This window comes from Frigoribacterium endophyticum (assembly GCF_011759585.1).
GTDB lineage: Bacteria > Actinomycetota > Actinomycetes > Actinomycetales > Microbacteriaceae > Frigoribacterium > Frigoribacterium endophyticum.
Genome location: NZ_JAAOYV010000001.1, coordinates 768,468 through 790,542 on the forward strand (window position 1 = coordinate 768,468; position 22,075 = coordinate 790,542).

Consider the following 22,075-nt stretch of genomic DNA (forward strand, 5'->3'; position numbering starts at 1 on the left):
CTCCTCGCGTCGGTGCCGAGCACGACCCGTCGCGTCTCGGCGGGACGATTTTAGGGCACGCCGCCTGCACGGAGCCGCGTCGGCGCGGCGCCCCGGTGCGGGCGGGGGAGTCGCGGCGCGGGCCCCCGAGACGGCTGCCGGGCCCCGGGCGTGCGGCTCACAGGCTGGTCGGATACGCTGAGCCGTCTTAAATTCTGCTGCCGCGCCCGGCCTCCTCGGCCAGGCCCGCACGAGGCCGCGTCGTACTGGCGCGTGCTCGGACCCGACCGGGATGGTGGCACGGAGGGAGAGGTAACGTGCGCTTCATCATCGCAGTCGTGGTCGTCGTGCTCGCGGCGGTCATGGTCGGCCTGGGCTTCGCCCAGAGGACGGTCTTCGCGCCGCCGGAGAGCGTGTCGTCCACGGTCTCGACCGAGTCCTCCGACGCCGTCGTGACGGTGGTGCCCGCCGAGGCGCTGCACGGCCACGACGGTCGCCAGACGATCTCGGTGGCCGGCGGCGGCACGGTCTTCGCCGCCTACGGCCGTACCTCCGACGTGCTCGGCTGGGTCGGCGACACGACCTACAACAGCGTCTCGTGGGACGACGCGACCGGCGAGCTCGAGACCCAGGTCGTGCAGGGCTCCGAGCCCACGGCGCCCGCCCCGGCCGACAGCGACCTCTGGTACGAGCAGTACGAGGGCACCTCGCTGACCTTCTCGCTCGACGCCCCCGACGACATCTCGCTCGTCGTCCTCTCCGACGGCACCGAGCCCGCCCCGTCGCAGCTGCGCGTCACGTGGCCGCTGTCGGCCTCGACGCCGATGGCCGGCCCCCTGATCGTCGGCGGGCTGGTCGTGCTCGTCATCGGCGTGCTCCTCTACGTGTGGGCCATCGCCCACCACCGCCGCACCCGCGGCCCGCGCCGCACGTCGAGCGACGGCAAGCGCCCCAAGCTGCCGCGCCCGCCGCGACGCTCGGCGATCCGCGCCGGCGCGACGCCCGCGATCGGCGCCTCGAAGCGCGGCGCCCGACGACGGCTGGTCGCGGTCGTGCCGGTCGTGCTGGTGTCGTCGCTGGCCCTCGCCGGCTGCACGGCCGACTACTGGCCGAGCGCCGTGGGCGGCGCCGGCGACGGCAGCACGCCCACCCCGACCGCCACGGCGACGCCGGGCGCCGAGGGCGACGACGAGGGCACCGAGCTCCAGCCTCCCGTGGTCACCGAGGCCCAGGCCGAGCGCATCGTCGCTCGCGTGGCCGCGACGGCCTCCGCCGCCGACGCCGCGCTCGACGCGACCGCGGCGGCCGAGCGCTTCGTCGGCCCGGCCCTCGAGCAGCGCGAGGCCAACTACCAGATCCGCGCGAAGGACGCCGCGGCCGCCGGGCCGATCGGCGTCCCCTCCGGCGAGCTGACGCTCACCCTGCCGCAGCAGGCCGACACCTGGCCGCGCACGCTCTTCACCGTCGTGCAGGACGCCGACGCCTCGAAGGCGCCGATCGCCCTGACCCTGGTGCAGGAGTCCGCGCGCGACCCCTACAAGGTCGAGTACCTGCAGGCGCTGGAGGCGCAGGCGACGCTCCCGACGGTGGCGCCGGCCTCGCTCGGCGCGGCGCGTCTCGCGCCCGACGTCAAGCTGTTGACGCTGCGCCCCGACCAGCTCGCCGAGGCCTACGGCGACATCCTCCGGAACGGCGACGAGAGCCAGTACGCGCCGCAGTTCCAGGCCGAGGGCGACACGCTCCGCGACAAGATCGGCAAGGCCTACAAGGACGCCAAGCGGGCGAGCCTGCCCACGACGGCGTCGATCGACTACACCTCGACGCCCGACGCCGAGACCCCGGTGGCGTTCGCCTCGAACGACGCCGGCGCGATCGTGTCGGTCGGCCTCGACGAGGTCGAGACCGTCAAGCCGACCGCCGCCGGCGCCGAGGTCAACCCCGCGGGCGTCGTCAAGACGCTCGTCGGCCTCGACAAGTCGACGAAGGGCATCGAGGCGACCTACGGCGTCCAGCTGCTCTTCTCCGTCCCTCCCGTGGGCAGCGACGACAAGATCGTCCTGCTCGGATTCAGCCAGGCCCTCACGGCCGCGAAGGAGTTGCCATGACCACCCTGCCCCCCGTGCCCTCCGGGCTCCGCGGAGCCGTCGACCTCTCGTCGCTCGTCAACCGGCCGCCGGCTCCGGCGCCCGGGGCGCCTGCCGCCGGGTCGCCCGGCGCCCCGACGCCGCCCGACGGGGGAGCGCCCGCCGCCTCCGTCGCGGTGCCGGCGCTCGTGCTCGACGCGACGGACGAGACGTTCACGCAGTTCCTCGAGCTGAGCAACACCGTGCCCGTGATCGTCGACCTCTGGGCCGAGTGGTGCGGCCCGTGCAAGCAGCTCTCGCCGGTGCTCGACAAGCTCGTCGCCGAGTACGGCGGCCGCTTCGTGCTCGCCAAGGTCGACGTCGACGCGAACCCGCAGCTGACGCAGGCCTTCCAGGCGCAGTCCATCCCGGCCGTGGCGGCCGTGATCGGCGGGCGCCCGGTGCAGCTCTTCGTCGGTGCCCTGCCCGAGGCGCAGGTGCGCGACGTGTTCGAGCAGGTGCTCGAGCTCGCCGCGCAGAACGGGGTCACCGGCACCGCGGTCGTCGACGGCGCCCCGGCGGGGGCGGGCGAGACGCCCGAGCCCGAGCCCGAGCCGCTGCCCCCGCACCACCAGGACGCCTACGACGCCATCGACCGCGGCGACTACGACGCCGCCATCGCGGCGTACACGACGGCCATCGCGCAGGATCCTCGCGACCAGCTGGCCGTCGCGGGGCTCGCCCAGGTCTCGCTGATCTCGCGACTGCAGGGCGCCTCCCTGGCCGACGTCCGCGCCGAGGCCGCCGCGGCGCCCACCGACGTCGACGCCCAGCTGGCGGTGGCCGACCTCGACGTGAGCGGAGGCCACGTCGACGACGCGTTCGACCGGGTGCTGACGGTCTTCCCCTCCCTCGACCAGGAGGGGAAGGACGCGGCCCGCAAGCGCCTCCTCGAGTACTTCGAGATCGTCGGCCTCGACGACCCGCGCGTCGCGGCCGCCCGTCGACGCCTCACGATGCTGCTCTACTGAGCCGCCCCGCCCCGCCCCGCCCCGAGCACGACGGAGCCCCCCTCGACCAGGTCGAGGGGGGCTCCGTCGTGTGGGGCGTGCGCTCAGCGGCGCAGCTTCAGCCAGACCACGCCGAGCGGCGGCAGGACGACGTCGGCCGAGGCCGGGCGGCCCGCCCAGGGGGCGTCCGTGGCCGTGACGGCCCCGAAGTTGCCGACGCCCGAGCCGCCGTAGACCGTCGCGTCGGTGTTGAGGATCTCGTCCCAGGTGCCGGCCTCCGGCAGGCCCAGGCGCATCGTCTGCGGCACGCCCGAGAAGTTCGCGAGCACCGCGACCGACTCGCCCTGCCCCGACTTGCGGAGGAAGGCCACGACGCTCTGCTGCGCCGCGCCGCCGTCGATCCACTCGAAGCCCTCGACGTCGAAGTCGTGGGCCCAGAGGGCGCTCTCGCGGCGGTAGACGGCGTTGAGCTCGCTGACGAGGTCGAACACCTGCTGGTGCTCGGGGCGCTCGAGCACCGACCAGTCGAGGCCGTTCTCCTGGCTCCACTCGGTGGGCTGCCCGTACTCGGAGCCCATGAAGAGCAGCTGCTTGCCGGGGTGGCCCCACATGTAGGCGAGGTAGGCGCGGAGGTTCGCGCGCTTCTGCCACTCGTCGCCGGGCATCTTCTCGAAGAGCGAGCCCTTGCCGTAGACGACCTCGTCGTGCGAGATCGGCAGCATGAAGTTCTCGCTCCACGCGTAGTGGAACGAGAAGGTGATCTCGCCGTGGTGGTACGAGCGGTAGGCCGGGTCCTTCTCGACGTAGTCGAGGGTGTCGTGCATCCAGCCCATGTTCCACTTCAGGCCGAAGCCGAGGCCGCCCTCGCTCGTCGGGCGCGAGACGCCGGGCCAGCTGGTCGACTCCTCCGCGATCATGACGATGCCGGGGTGGCGCTTGTAGGCCGTCGCGTTCGCCTCCTGGAGGAAGGAGATGGCCTCGGTGGCCTCGCGGCCGCCGTGCTCGTTCGGCAGCCACTCGCCGTCGTTGCGGCTGTAGTCGAGGTAGAGCATCGAGGCGACCGCGTCGACGCGGAGGCCGTCGATGTGGAACTCCTCGAGCCAGTAGAGGGCGTTCGCGACCAGGAAGTTGCGCACCTGCGAGTCGCCGAAGTTGAAGACCAGCGTGCCCCAGTCGGGCTGCTCGCCGCGCCGCGGGTCGGAGTGCTCGTAGACGCTGCGGCCGTCGAAGTTGCCGAGCGCCCACTCGTCCTTCGGGAAGTGCCCGGGCACCCAGTCCATGATCACGCCGACGCCCGCCTGGTGCAGGCGGTCGATCAGGTAGCGCAGGTCGTCGGGGGAGCCGTAGGTGCTCTGCGGGGCGTAGTAGCCGGTGACCTGGTAGCCCCACGAGCCGCCGAACGGGTGCTGCGCGAGCGGCATGAACTCGACGTGCGTGAAGCCGAGCGCGGTGACGTAGTCGACCAGCGGGTCGGCCAGCTCGCGGTAGCTCAGGCCGGGGCGCCACGAGCCGACGTGCAGCTCGTAGACGCTCATCGGGCCCTGGTGCTGGTCGGTCGCGGCGCGCTGCGTCATCCAGTCGTCGTCGGACCAGGCGTGCGCGGCCTTCGTGATGACGGAGGCGGTGGCCGGGGGCACCTCGGAGCGGCGGGCCATCGGGTCGGCACGGTCGACCCAGGCGCCGTCGGGCGTGAGGATCTCGTACTTGTAGGCACCGTCGACCACGCCGGGCACGAAGAGCTCCCAGATGCCGTTGCCGTCGAGCTTGCGCATCGCGTGGCGGGCGGCGTCCCAGCCGTTCAGGTCGCCCTTGACGCGGACGGCGTTCGCGTGCGGCGCCCAGACCGCGAAGGAGGTGCCGCGCACGCCCTCGTGCTCGCGCACGTGGCTGCCCAGCATCTTCCAGAGCTGCTCGTGGCGGCCCTCGCCGAAGAGGTAGAGGTCGAACTCGGTGACCGTGGGGGAGAAGCGGTAGGGGTCGTCGGCGACCCAGGGAGAGCCGCCCTCGTAGGTGGCGGTGACCTCGTAGCCCCCGAGCGGCGCGCGGGCGGCGCCCTGCCAGAGACCGTGCACGAGGTGCTCGAGGGCGACGACCTCGCCGGAGGCGCCGGTGACGGTGACGGTCTCGGCGAGGGGCCGCACGACGCGGACGACGGTGACCCCGTCGCGCACGTGCTCGCCGAGGATGGCGTGCGGGTGGCCGTGGCGGCCCTCGACGGCGGCGAGGACCTCGTTCTCGTCGAGGACGGGGAGGGCGGCGGCCGGGGCCGGGGCCGGGGCCGACTCGTCGACGCGGACGTCGGGCGGGGTCGGGTCCTCGGGGGCGGCGGTGGCGGGCTCGGGCTCCGGCTCCGGCTCGACCGCGAGGGCGGGCTCGGGATCGGCCGCCAGGGCGGGCTCGGGCTCGGGTGCGACGACGATCGGCTCGGGCTCGACGACCGGCTCGGGCTCGGGCTCGGGCGCGACGACGACCGGCTCAGGCTCGACGACGGACTCCGGCTCGGGCTCGACGGCGGCGGGCTCGGCCGCGGCGGGCTCGGCCGCCGGGGCCGTCCCCGGCGCGATGATCTCGTCGAACGACGGGCGGGCCGTCTCGGGCTCCGGGGCGGCGGGCTGCGCGGCGGCGCCGCGCCCGGGCTCCTCGGGCTGGGGCTTCGGGTGGCGGAAGATGCTCATCGGGGTGCTCCTCAGGGGGCGCGGTTCAGGTCGACCGACAGCACGTGCACGGGCTCCGTGAAGGCGTCGAGTCGGACGTAGTTGTCGTCGGACCAGGTCCACTGCTGGCCGGTGATCAGGTCGCGCACCGTGTACGTGCCGCCCGGGCGCAGCCCGAACTTCGTCACGTCGAGGTGCACGGTCGTCTCGCGGGCCGAGTGGGGGTCGACGTTGGCGACGACGATGACGGCGTCGGCGCGGCCGCTGCGGGTGTGCGCGCGGCTGAGGTACTTCGAGTACACGAGGATCGCGTCGTCGTCGCTCGAGTGGACGTCGAGGTTGCGGAGTTGACGCAGGGCCGGGTGCGACGACCGGATCCGGTTCAGCTGCGTGAGGTACGGAGCGAGGCTGGCCCCCGCCTCCTCGGCAGCCTGCCAGTCACGCGGCTTGTACTCGTACTTCTCGTTGTCGATGTTCTCCTCGCTGCCCGGGCGGGCGACGTCCTCGAACAGCTCGTAGCCCGAGTAGACGCCCCAGGTCGGCGACGCCGTGGCGGCGATCGCGGCGCGCACCTTGTAGGCCGCGCGGCCGCCGTACTGGAGGTACGGCGTGAGGATGTCGTGGGTGTTCACGAAGAGGTTCGGGCGCAGCCAGCCGCTCGTCTCCTTCGACAGCTCGGTGAGGTACTCCTCGAGCTCCCACTTCTCGTTGCGCCAGGTGAAGTACGTGTACGACTGGTGGAAGCCGACCTGGGCGAGGGCCTGCATCATGGCGGGCTTGGTGAACGCCTCCGACAGGAAGACGACCTCGGGGTTCGTCTCGCGGATCTCGTGCAGCAGCCACTCCCAGAAGCGCACCGGCTTCGTGTGGGGGTTGTCGACGCGGAAGATCGTGACGCCGAGCTCGATCCACCACCGCACGATTCGGAGGATCTCGCGGCTGATGCCCTCGTAGTCGTCGTCGAAGTTCAGGGGGTAGATGTCCTGGTACTTCTTCGGCGGGTTCTCGGCGTAGGCGATGGTGCCGTCGGGCAGCTGCGTGAACCACTCCGGGTGCTCGGTGACCCAGGGGTGGTCGGGCGAGCACTGCAGCGCCAGGTCGAGCGCGAGCTCGAGGCCGGTGTTGCGCGCGGTCTCGACGAACCAGCGGAAGTCGGCGACGGTGCCGAGGTCGGGGTGGATCGCGTCGTGCCCGCCGTCGGCCGAGCCGATGGCGTAGGGCGACCCGGGGTCGTTCGGGCCCGCGGTCAGGGTGTTGTTCGGGCCCTTGCGGAAGGTCGTGCCGATCGGGTGCACCGGCGGGATGTAGACGACGTCGAAGCCCATCCGCGAGATCGCGGGGAGGCGCCGGGCCGCGGTGCGGAAGGTGCCGCTCTTCCAGGTGCCGTCGGCCTGCTTCTTCGCGCCCTCGCTGCGGGGGAAGAACTCGTACCAGCTGCCCAGGCCGGCGCGGCTGCGCTCGACGCGGAGGGCCTCGGGCTCGCTGCGGGTGCGCAGGCTGCCGAGCGGGCGGGCCGCGAAGACGGCGGCGAGCCTCGGGTCGGTGGCCACGCGGAGGCGCGCGCCGGGGGTGAGGGACGTGTTGCCGAGCGCCTTGGCCGCGTCGGCGACGAGCGGGGTGTCGGGGTAGTCGCCCGCGGCGGCGGCCAGGAGGCGGCTGCCGAGTGTGAAGGTCACCTCGACGTCCAGCTCGGCCGGCACCTTGATCTCGGCGGTGTGCAGCCAGGTGGCCCAGTCGTCGGTGTAGCCCTCGACCTGCCAGGTCCAGTCGCCCTCGACCTCGAGCTGCACCTCCGTCGTCCACCGGTCGGTGCCGGGGAGGCCCGCGACCATCGGGTGCCGGGTCTCGACGCCCTCCGGGTCGGTGAGCACGAGGTCGGCGCCGACGACGTCGTGCCCCTCGCGGAAGACGGTCGCGCCGAAGGGCACGACCTCGCCGCTGAAGGCCTTGGTCGGGAAGACCCGGTCGGGGGTGGTCGGGGAGAGCGCCGTGACGGGGATCCGCCCGACTCTGGGTTCGTAAGCAGCCACGGAGGCGACGCTACCCGGTATCGGGGGCAGCCGCTCCGGTGCGTCCCGCCGCGTGCGCGCCGCGGACGACGAGGAGGCGCGGTCGGCGCCCCGGAGCGGGCACGGGCGCCGAGGTGCACCGGTCCGTCCCCCGAACTGGGTCCATGCGCGTGCATCGGAAATGCTTGTCCGCACTTAGGGGGACCAGTAGTGTCGGGTCCGTCGAGAAGGCCAGCCCGCCTCGGAGCCTGAACCCTCCTGAGAGCCCGGCGCCCTCGACGCCTCGCACCACGAGGTGAACCGCACACGCGTCGTCCACCCGGCCCCCGGTCAGCAGTGCCCGGGGCGGGCGGCGCCGTGCCGACGCGCGACGGAGCGTGCCCGGACCTAGCCCGAGCTGGTCCGGTCCGCACCGTCGACCGCCGGAGGGGAGCCCGATCCCTTCCGGCGGGACGCGTGCGTCGGCCTCAGCGTGCGTCGGCCTCAGCGTGCGGCGGGCTCGGCGTGCGGCGGCGTCAGCCGCCCGGTGTCAGCACCAGGGCCACCACGACGCCCACGACGGCCACGTTCAGCACGACGGTCAGCACGAACGAGCGGCGGAACGACGCCTTGCGCGTCTTGTGCCGCAGCGTGCGCTGCGCGACGAGCGCCCCGGGCCAGCCGCCGACGAGGCCGAGGGCCAGCAGCGTCTGCTCCGGCACCCGCCGGGTGCGTCGCCGGGCCGCGCGCTTGTCGAGCGCGTAGACGACGACGGTCACCGCGTTCAGCACGAGCAGCGCCGCCCCGAGGGCGAGCAGCACGGCGGTGCCGATCGACGCGTCGGCGAGCAGCGGGGCCACGCTCAGTCCCGCGCGACGGGCAGCAGCTGGGCGCCGGTGGCGCGCACGAGGTCGGCGGGGGCGATCTCGATGTCGAACCCGCGCCTCCCCCCGCTGACGAAGACGGTCTCGAAGGAGGCGGCGCTCGCGTCGACGACGGTCGCCAGCGCCGTGCGCTGGCCCACCGGGCTGATGCCGCCCACCACGTAGCCCGTGCGCCGCTCGGCGACGGCGGGGTCGGCCAGCGACGCCTTCCGGGCGCCGACGGCGGCCGCGAGGGCCTTGAGGTCGAGGCGCCGGGAGACGGGCACGACGGCGACGACGAGGGTGCCCTGCGCGTCGGCGACGAGCGTCTTGAAGACGCGCTCCTCCGAGAGGCCGAGCTCGGCCGCGGCCTCCTCGCCGAAGTTCGTCGCCGTGTCGTGGTGCTCGTAGGTGTGGGCCGTGAACGGCACTCCCGCGGCCAGGAGCGCGACGGTGGCGGGCGTGCCCGGCCCGCCCGCGCCTCCGGTGGGCTTCCTGGTCACGCGCCCGCCTCCGCCGTCGCAGGGCGGGCGCGGTAGATGATCACGGTCGGGCCGGAGACGAGCACCTCGTCGCCGGGCGCGACCGGGTGGAGGTCGGCGGAGTCGTCGCTCGTCCAGAGCGGGTCGTAGCCCTCGACGCCCTCGTGCCGGGCCACCGTCACCGCGGTGCTCGTCTCGGCGCCGTGCACGAGCACCAGCACCGCGTTGGGCGCCTCGTGCTCGGGCGTGGAGCGCGCGAAGTACTGCAGCGTGCGGACGTGCGGGTCGTTCCACTCGTCGGGGTGCATCTCGGCGCCCGAGGCCGAGAACCAGTCGATCTCGTTGGCGCTGAGGGTGCAGGCGCCCTCGAGGCCGAAGCGGGTCGGTCGCAGCGCCGGGTTCTCGGCACGGATGCGGGTGAGGGCCACCACGTCGTCGGTGATGCCCTGCTGCCAGGGCTGCGTCGCCCAGTCGACCCAGGTCAGCTCGCTGTCGGTGCAGTAGCCGTTGTTGTTGCCGCGCTGCGTGCGGCCGCGCTCGTCGCCGGCGGTGAGCATCGGCACGCCCGACGAGACGAAGAGGGTCGCGAGCAGGTTGCGCATCGAGCGGCGCCTCGCGTCGCTGATCCACGGGTTGTCGCTGTGGCCCTCGACGCCGTGGTTGAACGAGCGGTTGTCGTCGGTGCCGTCGCGGTTCTGCTCGCCGTTGCTGAGGTTGTGCTTGGCGTCGTACGAGACGAGGTCGAGCAGCGTGAAGCCGTCGTGCGCCGTGACGAAGTTGAGCCCGGCCAGTGGGCCGCGGTCGTGCGCGAACACGTTGCTCGACCCGCTCAGCTTCGAGGCGACGCTGCCGAGGCCGGTGGGCGGGGTGCCCTGGGCGCGGGCGGCGGCGACGTCGGTCAGCCAGAAGTCGCGGGCGCGGTTGCGGAATCGGTCGTTCCACTCGATCCAGCCCGCGGGGAAGGCCCCCGTCTGCCAGCCGCCGAGGCCGACGTCCCAGGGCTCGGCGACCATCTTGACGCCGGCGAGGGCAGGGTCGGTGACGATCTCGTGCAGCAGGGGGTGCTCGGGGTCGAAGGCGTGGTCGGAGCCGCGCCCGAGGGTGGCGGCGAGGTCGAAGCGGAAGCCGTCGATCTGCATCTCGGTGGCCCAGTAGCGCAGGCTGTCCATCACGAGCCGGTGCGCGGCCGGGTGGCTGGTGTCGAGCGAGTTGCCGCAGCCGGTCACGTCGACCGGGCGGCCCTCGGCGTCGTGCCGGTAGTAGGCGGAGCCGTCGAGCCCGCGGAGGCTCGTCACCGGGCCGCCCTCCTCGCCCTCCTCGGCCGTGTGGTTGTAGACGACGTCGAGCCAGACCTCGATGCCCGCCTCGTGCAGCAGGCGGACCATGCCCTTGAACTCGCGGACCACGGCGGAGGCGCCCGCCAGCTGGGCGTCGCGGCTCGCGTACGCCGCGTGGGGCGCGAAGAACGAGAGCGTGTTGTAGCCCCAGTAGTTCTCGATGCCCTGCGCCACGAGGCGCTGCTCGTCGACGTGCTGGTGCACGGGCAGCAGCTGCACGGCCGTCACGCCGAGCTGCTTGAGGTGCGCGATCGTGGTGTCGGCCGCGAGGCCGGCGTAGGTGCCGCGCAGCTCGTCGGGCACGAAGGGAGCGAGCCGCGTGAGGCCCCGCACGTGCGCCTCGTAGACGACGACGCGGTCGAGCGGGGTGCGCGGCTTCTCGACGCCGCCCCAGTCGAAGGACTCGTCGACGACGGTGGCCCGCCACTCGCCGCGGCCGGTGCGGCCGAGGCCGCGCGCCCACGGGTCGAGCAGGGGGAGTTCGGGGTCGAAGACGGCGCCGCCCCGGGTCTCGCCGTCGGCGCGCAGCCAGTAGCGGCGGCCGGGGGTGAGGGCGTGGTCGGTGGCGCTCCAGACGTCGTGCTCGTCGCGGGTCATCGGCACGACGCGGTCGTGGGGCGCGTCGTCGACGACGAGCTCCAGCCGCGTCGCCGCGGCGGACCACACGCGGAGGGTCGGGCCCTCGGGGCCCACGCGCACGCCGAGGTCGGAGAGGGGATCGGCGTCAGGCACGGGACTTACAGTAGATCAGCGGCGGAGCGCCCCCCGAGAGGCGGGAGCGCCGATCCGGGCGTCGCCCGACCGGGCGTCGCACCGAGAACCGTCGCGCCGAGAGCAGGAGGAGCCGGGCATGAGCGTCTACCTCGACCACGCCGCCACCACGCCGCTGCACCCGGCCGCGCTCGCGGCCTACACGGCGGCGCTCGGCACCGTCGGCAACCCGTCGTCCATCCACTCCGCCGGCCAGGGCGCGAAGCGGCTGCTCGAGGAGTCCCGGGAGCGCGTCGCGGCGACCCTGGGCTGCGACCCGATCGAGGTGGTCTTCACCTCCGGGGGCACCGAGTCCGTCAACCTCGGGGTGAAGGGGCTCTGGTGGGCGCGGCAGTCCGACCGGCCGCGCCCGCGACTCCTCGTCCCCGGAGGGGAGCACCACGCCACCGTCGACACCGTCGAGTGGCTCGAGCGCTACGAAGGAGCCGTCGTCACGACGATCCCGCTCGACGAGCTCGGCCGTGTGCGGCTCGACGCGCTCGCCGCGGCCCTCGACGAGCACGACGACGTCGCGCTGGTCACGCTGCTCTGGGCGAACAACGAGGTCGGCACGATGCAGCCGGTCGACGAGGTCGTCGCGCTCGCCGCGGCCCACGGCGTGCCGGTGCACTGCGACGCGGTGGCGGCCTACGGCCAGGTGCCGATCGACTTCCGGTCGACGGGCCTCGCCGCGCTGAGCGTCAGCGCCCACAAGATCGGCGGTCCGATCGGCATCGGCGCGCTCGTGCTGGCGCGCTCGGCGACCGTCGTGCCGCTCATCCACGGCGGGGGGCAGCAGCGCCAGGTGCGGTCGGGCACGCAGGACGCCCCGGCCGCCGCCGCGTTCGCTGTCGCAGCTGAGCAGCCTCACCAGCCGTACGAGCCGCTGCGCGACCGGCTCGTCGAGGGCGTGCTGCGTGCCGTGCCGGGCGCGGTGCTGCGGGGCGACCCGGTCGACCGGCTGCCCGGCAACGCGCACTTCACCTTCCCCGGGTGCGAGGGCGACTCGCTGCTCTTCCTGCTCGACGCGGCCGGGGTCGCGGTGTCGACCGGGTCGGCGTGCCAGGCGGGCATCCCGGAGCCGTCCCACGTGCTGCTCTCGATGGGGCTCACGGCCGAGGAGGCGCGGGGCGCGCTCCGCATGACCGTCGGGCACACGAGCACCGACGCCGACGTCGACGCGCTGCTCGCGGCGCTGCCGGAGGCCGTCGCCCGCGCGACCCGCGCCGGCTACGCCGACCGCGCCCCCGCCCTCGGCGCCCGCTAGCGACCTCACCCACCTCCCTCGGCGTCGTCAGTTGCCGTTTTGGGGGGCTAAGACGGCGCTGCAGCCCCTCAAATCGGCAACTGACGAGGGAGGCGCGCCCAGAGGGGCGTCCTCCACAGAGGGGAGGCGGGTCGGTGGTCCACGGACGGGTGATGGTCGGGAGCGGGGGCCAGCGCTGAGCGAGAAGGTCGGACATGCCTCGGTCCGCCCTCCCCGCTCCGCTGTCGACCCGCCCGTTCTCGCGACGCGAGGCCGTGCGCCTCGGCGTCACGCTCGACCGGCTGCGGGGCGACGGGCTTTTCGTCCCCTACTGGGGCGTGCGGTCTCCTCGTCCACCGGCGTCGACCGTGGAGCGAGCCCGGTGCCTCCTGCCCCTGCTCCGTGACGACGAGTTCTTCAGCCACGTGACCGCCCTCCAGCTCTGGGGGCTGCCCCTGCCTCGTCGACGAGAGCTCGAGTCGCTCCACGTGGCCGCGACGGTGAGTCGGCAGCGGCGACGAGCCGGAGTCGCGGGGCACCGCGCGCAGGAGGGCACGCCCCGCAGCCGGGTCGAGGGCTGCCCGGTGGCCGCACCGGTGGAGGCGTGGGTCCAGGCAGCCACGATCCTCGGCCTGGACGAGCTGGTCCAGGTCGGGGACGCCCTCGCGGGCTCCTGGAGCCCGCACCCCGAGGCACGAGAGCTGCCGATCGAGACCCTCTCCGCGGCGGTGGCCGTCGCACGGCAGCGGACACGCCCGGGTCGCGCCCTGCTCTCGGGGGCACTGTCGCTCATCAGACCGGGAGTGGTGTCGCCGAGGGAGACGTCGCTGCGGCTGCTCATCGTGCGGCACGGGCTGCCCGAACCCGAGATCAACGTCGCCCGCCGGACTCGTGACGGACGGTGGCTCGGGACACCCGACCTGAGCTACGGGCGGGAGAAGATCGCCGTCGAGTACGAGGGCGACCACCACCGTTCCGACCGCGGCCAGTGGCGGCGCGACATCGAGCGGTCCGCCCGTTTCCTCGACGACGGGTGGGCCTACCATCGCGTCACCGACGACCATCTCGCAGCGCCGCAGGCGGGCGCCTTCCTCGCGCGCCTCGCCCGGGATCTCCGTGACCGGGGGTGACGCTCCCGGGGCCGACGGCCCGCGAGCGGTCGGCGCGGACACACTGGGGGCATGCAGATCTACTCGTCGTCGCCCGTGGTCCGTGCCCGGCAGGTGGCGGGCGACCTCGTCGCCGTGGGGCTCGTCGTCGTCTTCGTCGTGGTGGGCGTCGCCATCGCGCAGTTCATCGCCGGGTTCGCCGACCTCGGCCGCCAGCTCGAGGAGGCGGGGGCCGGCTTCCAGGGAGCCATGCAGGACGCCTCGCGCACCCTGGGCGACCTGCCGCTCGTCGGGGGCGCGGCCAGCGCGCCCTTCGACGGGGCGAGCGGGGCGGGCGGCTCCCTCGCCGACGCCGGCCGCCAGCAGCAGGAGGGCGTGGCCCGCGCCTCCCTCGTGGCCGGCCTCGTCGTCGCGGGGGTGCCGAGCGTCGTCGTGCTGTGGGTGTGGCTGCGCGGGCGCGTCGGGTTCGTGCGCCGCGCCTCCTCGACCCGGTCGCTGCTCGCGACGCCCGGCGGCGAGGAGCTGCTCGCGCTGCGCGCCCTCACCGGCCGCGACGCCCGCGCGGCGCTCGCCGTGTCGCCCGACCCGGTCGCCGACTGGCGCGCGGGGGAGCCCGCCGTGGTGCGGGCGCTCGCCGACGTCGCCCTCCGCGAGGCGGGCGTGGCCCGCACCCGTCGCTGAGTCGTGGCCCGGCGAGCCCGGCAGGCCCAGCGGGCCCGGCAGGCCCCGCACGCCCCTCGCGCCCCGGGCCGGTAAGCTCGGGCACCATGATCGCACTGGACTTCTCTGAGCAGATTGCCGCCCTCCGGGCCACGTTCGAGGACATCCGTGCGGTGATCGGCCAGGACCGCCTCGTCGCGGAGATCGCCCAGCTCAGCGAGCAGGCCTCGGCCCCCGACCTGTGGGACGACACGGAGAACGCGCAGAAGGTCACCAGCGCCCTCAGCCACCGCCAGTCGGAGCTCGAGAAGCTCGAGACCACCGAGCAGCGGCTCGACGACCTCGAGGTGCTCGTCGAGATGGCCAACGACGGCGACGACCAGGAGAGCGCCGACGAGGCGCAGGTCGAGCTGAAGGCGCTCCAGAAGATGATGGACACCCTCGAGGTGCAGACCCTCCTCGACGGCGAGTACGACCCGCGCCCCGCCGTCATCACCATCCGCGCCGGCGCCGGCGGCGTCGACGCCGCCGACTTCGCCGAGATGCTGCTGCGCATGTACCTCCGCTACGCCGAGAAGCACGGCATGTCGGCCACCGTGATGGACACCAGCTACGCCGAGGAGGCGGGCATCAAGAGCGCGACCTTCGAGATCGACGCTCCCTACGCCTTCGGCACGCTCAGCGTCGAGGCCGGCACGCACCGCCTCGTGCGCATGAGCCCCTTCGGCGCCGCGGGCAAGCGCCAGACCAGCTTCGCCGCGGTCGAGGTGATCCCGCTCATGGAGGAGACCGAGTCGATCGACATCCCCGAGAACGAGATCCGCGTCGACGTGTTCCGCTCGTCGGGCCCCGGCGGCCAGAGCGTCAACACGACCGACTCCGCCGTGCGCCTGACCCACATCCCCACCGGCACGGTCGTCTCGATGCAGAACGAGAAGAGCCAGATCCAGAACCGCGCCGCCGCCATGCGCGTGCTGCAGTCGCGCCTCCTCCTGCTCCAGAAGGAGGCGGAGAACGCGAAGAAGAAGGAGCTGGCGGGCACCATCACGGCCAGCTGGGGCGACCAGATCCGCAGCTACGTCCTCGCGCCGTACCAGATGGTGAAGGACCTCCGGAGCGAGCACGAGGTGAACAACCCGTCCAACGTCTTCGACGGCGACCTCGACGGCTTCATCTCGGCCGGCATCCGCTGGCGCAAGCGCGACGACAGCTGAGCGCCCGCGACCGTTGAGCCCGGGCGACAGCTGAGCGCCCGCGACAGCTGAGCCGGGCGGCGACGTCCGGGTCTGCGCGACAGGCGTCGCGCGGGCGGGCCGACCCGCGACTCCTGCCTGTCAGCGGATCCATAGCCGCCGCGGGCGGGGCGGCGCAGCGAGTCGCTGCCTCGATGGGCGCGGCCTCGGCTTAGGGTGATCCCCGTCATGATCCGATTCGATGAAGTCACCAAGGTCTATTCCGGCAACCCCCGGCCTGCGCTGAACTCGGTCACCCTCGAGATCCTCAAGGGCGAGTTCGTCTTCCTCGTCGGGGCGAGCGGCTCCGGCAAGTCCAGCTTCCTGCGCCTCGTGCTGAAGGAGGAGAAGCCGAGCACCGGCCAGATCCACGTGCTCGGCCAGAAGCTCAGCACGCTGTCGAGCCGCAAGGTGCCGTACTTCCGCCGCAACCTCGGCGTCGTCTTCCAGGACTTCCGCCTGCTGCCGCAGAAGAGCGTGTTCGACAACGTCGCGTTCAGCCTGCAGGTGATCGGCAAGAGCAAGGGCTTCATCCAGGAGGCGGTGCCCGACGTGCTCAAGATGGTGGGCCTCGTGGGCAAGCAGCAGCGCCTGCCGCACGAGCTCTCGGGCGGTGAGCAGCAGCGCGTCGCGATCGCGCGCGCCATCGTCAACAAGCCGTCGATCCTGCTGGCCGACGAGCCGACGGGAAACCTCGACCCCTCGACCAGCGCGGGCATCATGACCCTCCTCGAGCGCATCAACGCCGGCGGCACGACCGTGATCATGGCCACGCACGACGCCGGCATCGTCGACCAGATGCAGCGCCGCGTGATCGAGCTGTCGGGCGGCAACATCCTCCGCGACGAGCGCCAGGGCGGCTACCAGACCCAGGCGGTGCCCATCCAGGCGATCGGGGTCGAGGACCTCAGCACGAGGGGAGCGGACGCATGAGGCTCGGACTCGTCCTCAGCGAGGTCGGCAGCGGCCTGCGCCGCAACGCCTCGATGGTCATCTCGGTCGTGCTCGTCACGTTCATCTCGCTGACCTTCGTCGGCACCGCCGCCCTGCTGCAGCTGCAGATCAACCAGATGAAGGGGTACTGGTACGACAAGGCCCAGGTGGCCGTCTACCTCTGCACCGACACCGACACGACCGGCAACTGCACGGGCGCCAAGGCGACGCAGGACCAGATCGACGGCGTCGAGGCGCAGCTCTCCAGCGACGTGCTGGCGCCCTTCGTCGACCGCTCGTACTTCGAGACGCAGCAGGAGGCCTACGACCGCTTCATGACGCAGTTCGCCGACAGCCCGGCGACCGAGTTCGTGCAGCCCTCGTACCTCAACGAGACGTTCTGGGTGAACCTCAAGGACCCGACCCAGTCGGACGTCCTCACCGAGAGCCTGTCCAGCCTCGCCGGCGTGCAGAGCGTCGTCGACCAGCGCGGCTACCTCGACCCGATCTTCTCGGTGCTGAACGCCGCGAGCTACACCGCCATCGGCATCGCGGTGCTGATGTTGATCGCTGCTGTGCTGCTGATCGCCACGACCATCCGCCTCAGCGCGTTCAGCCGACGGCGGGAGCTCGGCATCATGCGGCTGGTGGGGGCGTCGAACCGGTTCATCCAGACGCCGTTCATCCTCGAGGGCGTGATCGCCGCCCTGCTCGGGTCGGTGCTCGCCGGCGGGGCCCTGATCGCGATCGTCAACTTCTTCGTCAAGGGCTACCTCGTCGAGAACTTCGCGTCGACGCCGTTCATCGGCCTGCAAGAGACCGCGATCGTCGTGCCGCTGGTGGTCGTGATCGGCATCCTGCTCGCGGCGCTGTCGGCCAACGTCGCCATCCGTCGGTACCTGAAGGTCTAGGGCGCGGGGGCCTGGGGGAGGCGCGGGGGGGGGGGGCCCCCCCCCCCCCCCCCCCCCCGCGCGGGGGGGGGGGGGGGGCCCCGCCCCGCCCCCCCCGCGCCCCCCCCAGCACGTGCCGGGCCCCGGGCGGGGGCGGCGCGGGGCGGCCCCCCCCCCGCGGGGGGGGGGGGCGGGGGCGGGGGGGGGGGGGGGGGGGGGGGGGGGGGGGGGGGTCTGCCCCCCCCCCCCGCCTCCGCCAGGTCTGAGCCTGTATGCTGACAGGCTGCCTGCACCAGGCAGCACCACCCATGACGACCAGGAGACAGCGTGGCGAAAGAGCGCGGTGAGAAGGTCGTGGCCACCAACCGCCGGGCGCGCCACGACTACACGATCGACGACACCTACGAGGCCGGCATCGTGCTGAGCGGCACCGAGGTGAAGTCGCTGCGGCAGGGGCGGGCGTCGCTCGTCGACGGCTACGCCTTCGTCGAGGGCGGGGAGGCCTGGCTCGACGCCGTGCACATCCCCGAGTACACCGAGGGCACGTGGAACAACCACGCGCCGCGGCGCAAGCGCAAGCTGCTGCTGCACAAGCAGCAGATCGTCAAGATCGGGCAGAAGACGAAGGAGGGCGGGTTCACCGTCATCCCGCTCAAGATCTACTTCAGCGACGGCCGGGCCAAGGTCGAGATCGCGGTCGCGAAGGGCAAGCGCGAGTACGACAAGCGGCAGACCCTGCGCGAGCGCACGGCCACCCGCGAGGCGGAGTCGGCGATGTCGGCCCGCAAGCACCTCGGCGAGTAGCCGAACGGGCCCTCAGGGCCTACACTGGAAGGCCGCGCGGGAACGCGCGGAACGGTTCTCCTGACAACAGCACAGAGTGTGACAACGGCCCCTCACGGGGATGATCGGTTTCGACATCGCCTGTGTGCGAACGAGAAGCGGGCCGAGGATCCAGGGTTATCTCGTAAACGATCTCTGGAAAACAATAAGTGCCAATAACAAGCGCACTGACTTCGCTCTCGCTGCGTAAGCAGTAGAGCCACATGAAGTCCGTCAGTCTGGTGACCGCCTTCTAACCAGTCCCTGACGTCATCTAGAGGGCTCGCTGCGTGACTACGCCTGGGGGTCACGCGGGACTTCAACTCGGGCTGGGCCCGTCGACCTAGAAGCCAGTAGCAAAGGTCGGGGCCGAGCAGAACGTCTCATCTGGCTACGCCCGTAGAATGCGTGCAATCTCAGCGATGGACGGGGGTTCAATTCCCCCCATCTCCACCACCGGTCGCTGTCACACTCCGTGCTCGTCCCGCCCCGTGCCTCAGCACCGGCGGGCGGGTGGCCTGCCGAAGCCCCCTCGACCTCCCCGGTCGAGGGGGCTTCGTCGTGCGGGCAGCCGCAGCCCGTCGGTGCTCGCGCACCACGTTCTCGCCCGCGCACCACGCCGCGGCCTGGTTCCGGTGCGACGACGTGGTGCGTCGTCGAGGGCCGCGGTGCCCGGGGGAGTCGCGGGCGGGGCTGGGTGCCGACCCGCGCCTCCCCGGGGGCTGGGGGCGGCACGCCGAAGCCCCCTCCGCTGCTGGGGCGGAGGGGGCTCGGGTGGTGCGGTGTGGCGGGTGCTGCTAGTCCTGCTGCGCGTCGACGGTGCTCAGCTGAGCACGGCGACGACGGGCCGCGAGGACGAGGCCGGCTCCGGCCAGCGTGAGGGCGGCGCCGAGGCCGATCACGAGGCTGGAGTCGTCAGAACCGGTGAACGCCAGGCTGCCGGCGGCACGCACGGGCGTGGCCGAGGTGCCGGCGGGGACGATCGGCGTGGCGGCGGCGACGCGGAACTCGACCACGTTGGAGAGGTCGGAGACCAGCGGGTTGCCGTCGGCGTCGACCGTGGGCTCGCCGTTCGCGTCAGCGAAGAACGAGAGGGCGACGACGGAGTACTCGCCCGGCTTGACCATGCGGACGGTCGAGCTCCAGGTGCCGTCGGCGGCCACGACGATGACCGAGTCGGTGATGGCGTCCTCGAGGGGGCCGGACGACTGCGGTGCCTCGTCGGTCGGGTACAGCAGGAAGGCGATGTTGGCGCCGGGGGTGCCGGTGCCGCTGATCGTGACGTCCTGGCCGACGACGACCTGGGCGGGGACGGGCGAGGTGATGACGGGCGTCGCGGGGGCGACGGCCTCGGGGGTCACCGCGGCGGCCGGCAGGTTGAAGCTGCGCTCGACGGTGTTGTCGAAGCCGCTGGCGCCGACGAAGCCGCTGACCGTGACGGTCTGGGCGACGGGGGCGGTCTCGGAGTAGGTGACCGAGATCGAGTAGGTCGAGCCGCTGCCGAGGTTCTGGCGACCGAGCTCACCGGCGGGGCCGGTCACGACGACGGTCGAGCCGACGGGGGCGGTGCCGCTGAAGGTGACGAGGCGGCTCGTGGCGGTGGAGCCGGCGACGGGGCTGTCGAGCGTGACGGTCTTCGCCGGAGCGGCGACGGCGGGCAGCACGATGTCGCGCGTGACCGGGTCGATGCCGCTGCCGCCGAGGAGGCCGTTGACGGAGAGCGTCTGGTTGATCGCGTCGGCGTCGGTGAAGACGACGGGGATCGAGAACGCACCCGAGGCGTCGAGGCTCTGGCGACCGAGCTCACGGTCGGCACCGCGGACGATGACGATCGAGTTCGGGGTCGCGGTGCCCGTGACGGTGAAGCTGCGGCTCGCGACGGGGCCCGCGGCGGGGCTGTCGATGGTGATGAACTTCACCGGAGCGGCGGCGGGGAGGGTGAAGTCGACGCGCTTGGGGTCGCTGAACCCGCTGCCGCCGTAGATGCCGGTGACGTAGATGCTCTGCGCGACGGGTGCGTCGACCGCGTACGTCAGCGTGGTGCTGAAGGTGGTCGCGTTGCCCGTGTTGATGCGGGTCTCGCGGGTGCCGCTGGCGTCGACGCCCTTGTAGATGTCGACGATGGCGCCGGCGAGGACGGTGCCCGACACGGTGACCGTGCGCGAGTCGACCGTCGAGCCCGCGGTCGGCGAGGTCACGACGAGGTTGGCCGGCGCAGCCTGGGCGGCGGTGGAGGTGAGCAGTGCCCCGCTGAGGGCGAGCGTCAGCGCGGCCGGAACGGCGAGCGCGCGGCGCCAGGAGAAGAAGTTCTTCACGTGGTGTTGGTGCTTTCTGATCGGTGTTCGAGCTTCATCGCTCGTCGCCCTGGCCCAGCACCCGGATGACTTGCAGAGGGGCAGTCGGTGATCGCCCCTCTCGCGACACTATGTGACAGCTGTGGCGTTGCCTAGCGGCTGTGCGCCACGTGGCCAGGTGGTTCGTGGGAGGCGGTGGTCACCCTCCGGGTGGAAGCCCGCCCGGACCGGGTGGTTCGGCCCGTGATCAGGCCCGATGTCCGCAGGCTCCGCTAGCGCGGGGAGTCGGCTGAGGCGGACGAGGGGCCTTCAGGGTCGTAAGGTGCTCCCGCGCCCAGTGCGGGCAGCGTGATGGCCACGGTGTCGGCGTCGAGCAGTTCCCCGCCGTCGGTGCTGTCGATGTACAGGCCTTGCCGCGTCGCGGCACCGTCGCCGTAGGCGATCTCGGCGGAGAAGTGCCCGTCGACGACATCGGCTGTCCCGAGCAAGATGGCGTTCGAGTTGTCGTCGTAGATGCGGACGGTCGAGCCCTCGGGCGCGGTGCCTCTGACGGTGACGGCTCGGGACGCGGGGCTGGACCCGTCGGTCGGCGTCTCGATGACGAGGCGAGCATCGGAGGCGGCGGGCAGGAAGGTCAGCGCGGCTCCGCCTGCAGCGAGTACGCCGACGACGGCGATCGCCAGGATCGGGCGCCAGGGGAAGGATGTCGTCACGCGCGTCAGCTCTCTCGGAGGTCGCAGGATCATGCTCCTCAAGCGCATCAGCGACAAGAGGGTCGCGGCGTCGGTGAAACGGCGCTTCGATACTCAAGAGTATCGATAATGGACCGGTCTGTTCGCGTTCTGTCCTCCAGGCGAACTGGGCTGCACCCCCAGAAGAGGGGGTGAGGCCCGTCGGGTCAGACGGGCCAGGTGGCGGCGACGGCCAGGCCGTTGAAGACGACGTGGGCGACGATCGCCCCGCCGATGCGCCCCGTCCGCGCCGCGAGCGTCCCGACGAGCAGGCCGAAGACCGTGGTGCTCACCAGGGTGACGAGCAGGCCGGCGGGGGAGAAGCTGCCGACGAGCGCGTGCATCAGCGCGAAGACGAGCGACGTCGTGATGACGGCCATCACCGCGGCGCCCCGGGCGTCGAGACGCGTCGGCGTCGACAGCAGCCTCGCCGTCGAGCGCTGCAGCAGCCCCCGGAAGAAGACCTCCTCCACGACGGGCGCGAGCAGCACCCGCGCGAGCACGGTCACGACCAGCACGCCCACGGCGGGCCCGCCGTCGATGGTCGGGACGGGCTCGAGGCCGGTGCTGCCGACGACGCCGAGGTTGACCAGGGCGTCGAGCACGCGGGCGATCAGGCCGATTCCGAGGCCCCACAGCAGGTCGAGGGGGCGGAGGCGCAGGCCCAGTCGTCGGAGCGCGCCCGCCCGCCCGAGGCCGACGGTCGCGAAGACGACCGCGGCGAGCAGCGGCACCCAGATGACGAGGTACGAGACGACGACCGAGACGAGCGGCGGCACCCCGGGGGAGCGCAGCAGCAGGTCGCCGACGACGCTCGACGCGATGACGACCGCCGCGAGGGCCAGGGCGGCGTAGAGGACGTCCCACGCGGCGGACCGCTCGCGGACGTGCTCGGCGGGGTCGAGGTCGCGACGTGTCATGAGGTCAACTTACGGTGCGGCGAACGGTCGGTGCCCTGCCGAGCGAGGCTCATGTGGCACGATTGCTCCGATGTGACCGTCTCTGGCGTCACGTCTTGATCAAGGGGAACCA

At 72.8% G+C, this 22,075-nt stretch carries 17 protein-coding genes and 1 other RNA gene; 10 read left to right on the top strand and 8 right to left on the bottom strand.

The features are described from left to right. Positions 1–296: 296 nt before the first annotated feature. Together FHR77_RS03605 and FHR77_RS03610 are read left to right on the top strand one after the other, a co-directional pair. A complete protein-coding gene (locus FHR77_RS03605; RefSeq protein WP_167258862.1) occupies positions 297–2,084 on the top strand; it encodes a DUF8094 domain-containing protein in 1,788 nt (595 codons plus the stop codon). Continuing rightward, positions 2,081–3,073 carry a tetratricopeptide repeat protein gene (locus FHR77_RS03610; RefSeq protein WP_167258863.1) on the top strand — a complete coding sequence of 331 codons (993 nt, stop codon included), beginning with the start codon at positions 2,081–2,083 and terminating at the stop codon, positions 3,071–3,073. The genes FHR77_RS03605 and FHR77_RS03610 overlap by 4 nt, the downstream gene beginning before the upstream one ends. Before the next feature lie 83 nt (positions 3,074–3,156). Here the strand turns inward: FHR77_RS03610 and glgB are convergent, their stop codons facing one another. The 5 genes from glgB to glgX all read right to left on the bottom strand — a co-directional run bounded on the left by glgB (position 3,157) and on the right by glgX (position 11,108). Next, positions 3,157–5,727: a 1,4-alpha-glucan branching protein GlgB gene (gene glgB / locus FHR77_RS03615; RefSeq protein ID WP_167258864.1), complete on the bottom strand. Its 2,571-nt coding sequence runs from the start codon at positions 5,725–5,727 to the stop codon at positions 3,157–3,159. A gap of 11 nt (positions 5,728–5,738) precedes the next feature. After that, positions 5,739–7,736: an alpha-1,4-glucan--maltose-1-phosphate maltosyltransferase gene (locus FHR77_RS03620; RefSeq protein WP_167258865.1), complete on the bottom strand. Its 1,998-nt coding sequence runs from the start codon at positions 7,734–7,736 to the stop codon at positions 5,739–5,741. 494 nt (positions 7,737–8,230) lie between these two features. Further along, positions 8,231–8,554, bottom strand: coding sequence for a DUF1294 domain-containing protein (locus FHR77_RS03625; RefSeq protein ID WP_341777207.1), 324 nt, complete (start codon positions 8,552–8,554; stop codon positions 8,231–8,233). Between the two features lie 2 nt (positions 8,555–8,556). Beyond that, positions 8,557–9,060 (bottom strand): Cys-tRNA(Pro) deacylase, encoded by a 504-nt coding sequence (ybaK, locus tag FHR77_RS03630; protein WP_167258866.1) that lies wholly within the window; start codon positions 9,058–9,060, stop codon positions 8,557–8,559. Next, complete coding sequence (gene glgX, locus FHR77_RS03635) at positions 9,057–11,108, bottom strand: glycogen debranching protein GlgX (RefSeq protein WP_167258867.1); 2,052 nt, start codon at positions 11,106–11,108, stop codon at positions 9,057–9,059. The genes ybaK and glgX overlap by 4 nt, the downstream gene beginning before the upstream one ends. Positions 11,109–11,226: 118 nt before the next feature. Here glgX and FHR77_RS03640 point away from each other — a divergent pair, with 118 nt between their 5' ends. From FHR77_RS03640 to ssrA, 8 genes are all read left to right on the top strand, one after another. Further along, positions 11,227–12,393: a cysteine desulfurase family protein gene (locus FHR77_RS03640; RefSeq protein ID WP_167258868.1), complete on the top strand. Its 1,167-nt coding sequence runs from the start codon at positions 11,227–11,229 to the stop codon at positions 12,391–12,393. Positions 12,394–12,587: 194 nt separating this feature from the next. Continuing rightward, entirely contained in the window at positions 12,588–13,502 is a 915-nt protein-coding gene (locus FHR77_RS03645) for a hypothetical protein (RefSeq protein ID WP_167258869.1), read from the top strand. 51 nt (positions 13,503–13,553) lie between these two features. Further along, on the top strand, positions 13,554–14,162 hold the full coding sequence (locus FHR77_RS03650; protein ID WP_167258870.1) for a hypothetical protein: 609 nt from the start codon (positions 13,554–13,556) through the stop codon (positions 14,160–14,162). Between the two features lie 86 nt (positions 14,163–14,248). Continuing rightward, positions 14,249–15,355: a peptide chain release factor 2 gene (prfB, locus tag FHR77_RS03655; protein ID WP_056053657.1), complete on the top strand. Its 1,107-nt coding sequence runs from the start codon at positions 14,249–14,251 to the stop codon at positions 15,353–15,355. A 207-nt stretch (positions 15,356–15,562) separates the two neighbouring features. Next, positions 15,563–16,306, top strand: coding sequence for a cell division ATP-binding protein FtsE (ftsE, locus tag FHR77_RS03660; RefSeq protein ID WP_056055785.1), 744 nt, complete (start codon positions 15,563–15,565; stop codon positions 16,304–16,306). Continuing rightward, on the top strand, positions 16,303–17,217 hold the full coding sequence (gene ftsX / locus FHR77_RS03665; protein ID WP_167258871.1) for a permease-like cell division protein FtsX: 915 nt from the start codon (positions 16,303–16,305) through the stop codon (positions 17,215–17,217). Before ftsE ends, ftsX begins: the two co-directional genes overlap by 4 nt. Before the next feature lie 306 nt (positions 17,218–17,523). Beyond that, positions 17,524–18,000 carry an SsrA-binding protein SmpB gene (smpB, locus tag FHR77_RS03670; protein ID WP_056053663.1) on the top strand — a complete coding sequence of 159 codons (477 nt, stop codon included), beginning with the start codon at positions 17,524–17,526 and terminating at the stop codon, positions 17,998–18,000. Positions 18,001–18,096: 96 nt separating this feature from the next. Continuing rightward, positions 18,097–18,474: a transfer-messenger RNA gene (ssrA, locus tag FHR77_RS03675) on the top strand. A 341-nt stretch (positions 18,475–18,815) separates the two neighbouring features. On the opposite strand, the gene FHR77_RS03680 is transcribed toward ssrA, so the two are convergent. The 3 genes from FHR77_RS03680 to FHR77_RS03690 all read right to left on the bottom strand — a co-directional run bounded on the left by FHR77_RS03680 (position 18,816) and on the right by FHR77_RS03690 (position 21,963). Beyond that, positions 18,816–20,333, bottom strand: coding sequence for a hypothetical protein (locus FHR77_RS03680; RefSeq protein ID WP_167258872.1), 1,518 nt, complete (start codon positions 20,331–20,333; stop codon positions 18,816–18,818). Between the two features lie 251 nt (positions 20,334–20,584). Next, positions 20,585–21,025 carry a hypothetical protein gene (locus FHR77_RS03685; RefSeq protein ID WP_167258873.1) on the bottom strand — a complete coding sequence of 147 codons (441 nt, stop codon included), beginning with the start codon at positions 21,023–21,025 and terminating at the stop codon, positions 20,585–20,587. A 185-nt stretch (positions 21,026–21,210) separates the two neighbouring features. Continuing rightward, positions 21,211–21,963, bottom strand: coding sequence for a CPBP family intramembrane glutamic endopeptidase (locus tag FHR77_RS03690; protein WP_167258874.1), 753 nt, complete (start codon positions 21,961–21,963; stop codon positions 21,211–21,213). Positions 21,964–22,075 lie beyond the last annotated feature (112 nt).

Bases quoted from the DNA above. Each gene is read 5' to 3' on its own strand.
- FHR77_RS03610 (WP_167258863.1), top strand. From the start codon at position 2,081: ATGACCACCCTGCCCCCCGTGCCCTCCGGGCTCCGCGGAGCCGTCGAC.
- glgB (WP_167258864.1), bottom strand. From the start codon at position 5,727: ATGAGCATCTTCCGCCACCCGAAGCCCCAGCCCGAGGAGCCCGGGCGC.
- FHR77_RS03640 (WP_167258868.1), top strand. From the start codon at position 11,227: ATGAGCGTCTACCTCGACCACGCCGCCACCACGCCGCTGCACCCGGCC.
- FHR77_RS03645 (WP_167258869.1), top strand. From the start codon at position 12,588: ATGCCTCGGTCCGCCCTCCCCGCTCCGCTGTCGACCCGCCCGTTCTCG.
- FHR77_RS03650 (WP_167258870.1), top strand. From the start codon at position 13,554: ATGCAGATCTACTCGTCGTCGCCCGTGGTCCGTGCCCGGCAGGTGGCG.
- prfB (WP_056053657.1), top strand. From the start codon at position 14,249: ATGATCGCACTGGACTTCTCTGAGCAGATTGCCGCCCTCCGGGCCACG.
- ftsE (WP_056055785.1), top strand. From the start codon at position 15,563: ATGATCCGATTCGATGAAGTCACCAAGGTCTATTCCGGCAACCCCCGG.
- ftsX (WP_167258871.1), top strand. From the start codon at position 16,303: ATGAGGCTCGGACTCGTCCTCAGCGAGGTCGGCAGCGGCCTGCGCCGC.
- FHR77_RS03690 (WP_167258874.1), bottom strand. From the start codon at position 21,963: ATGACACGTCGCGACCTCGACCCCGCCGAGCACGTCCGCGAGCGGTCC.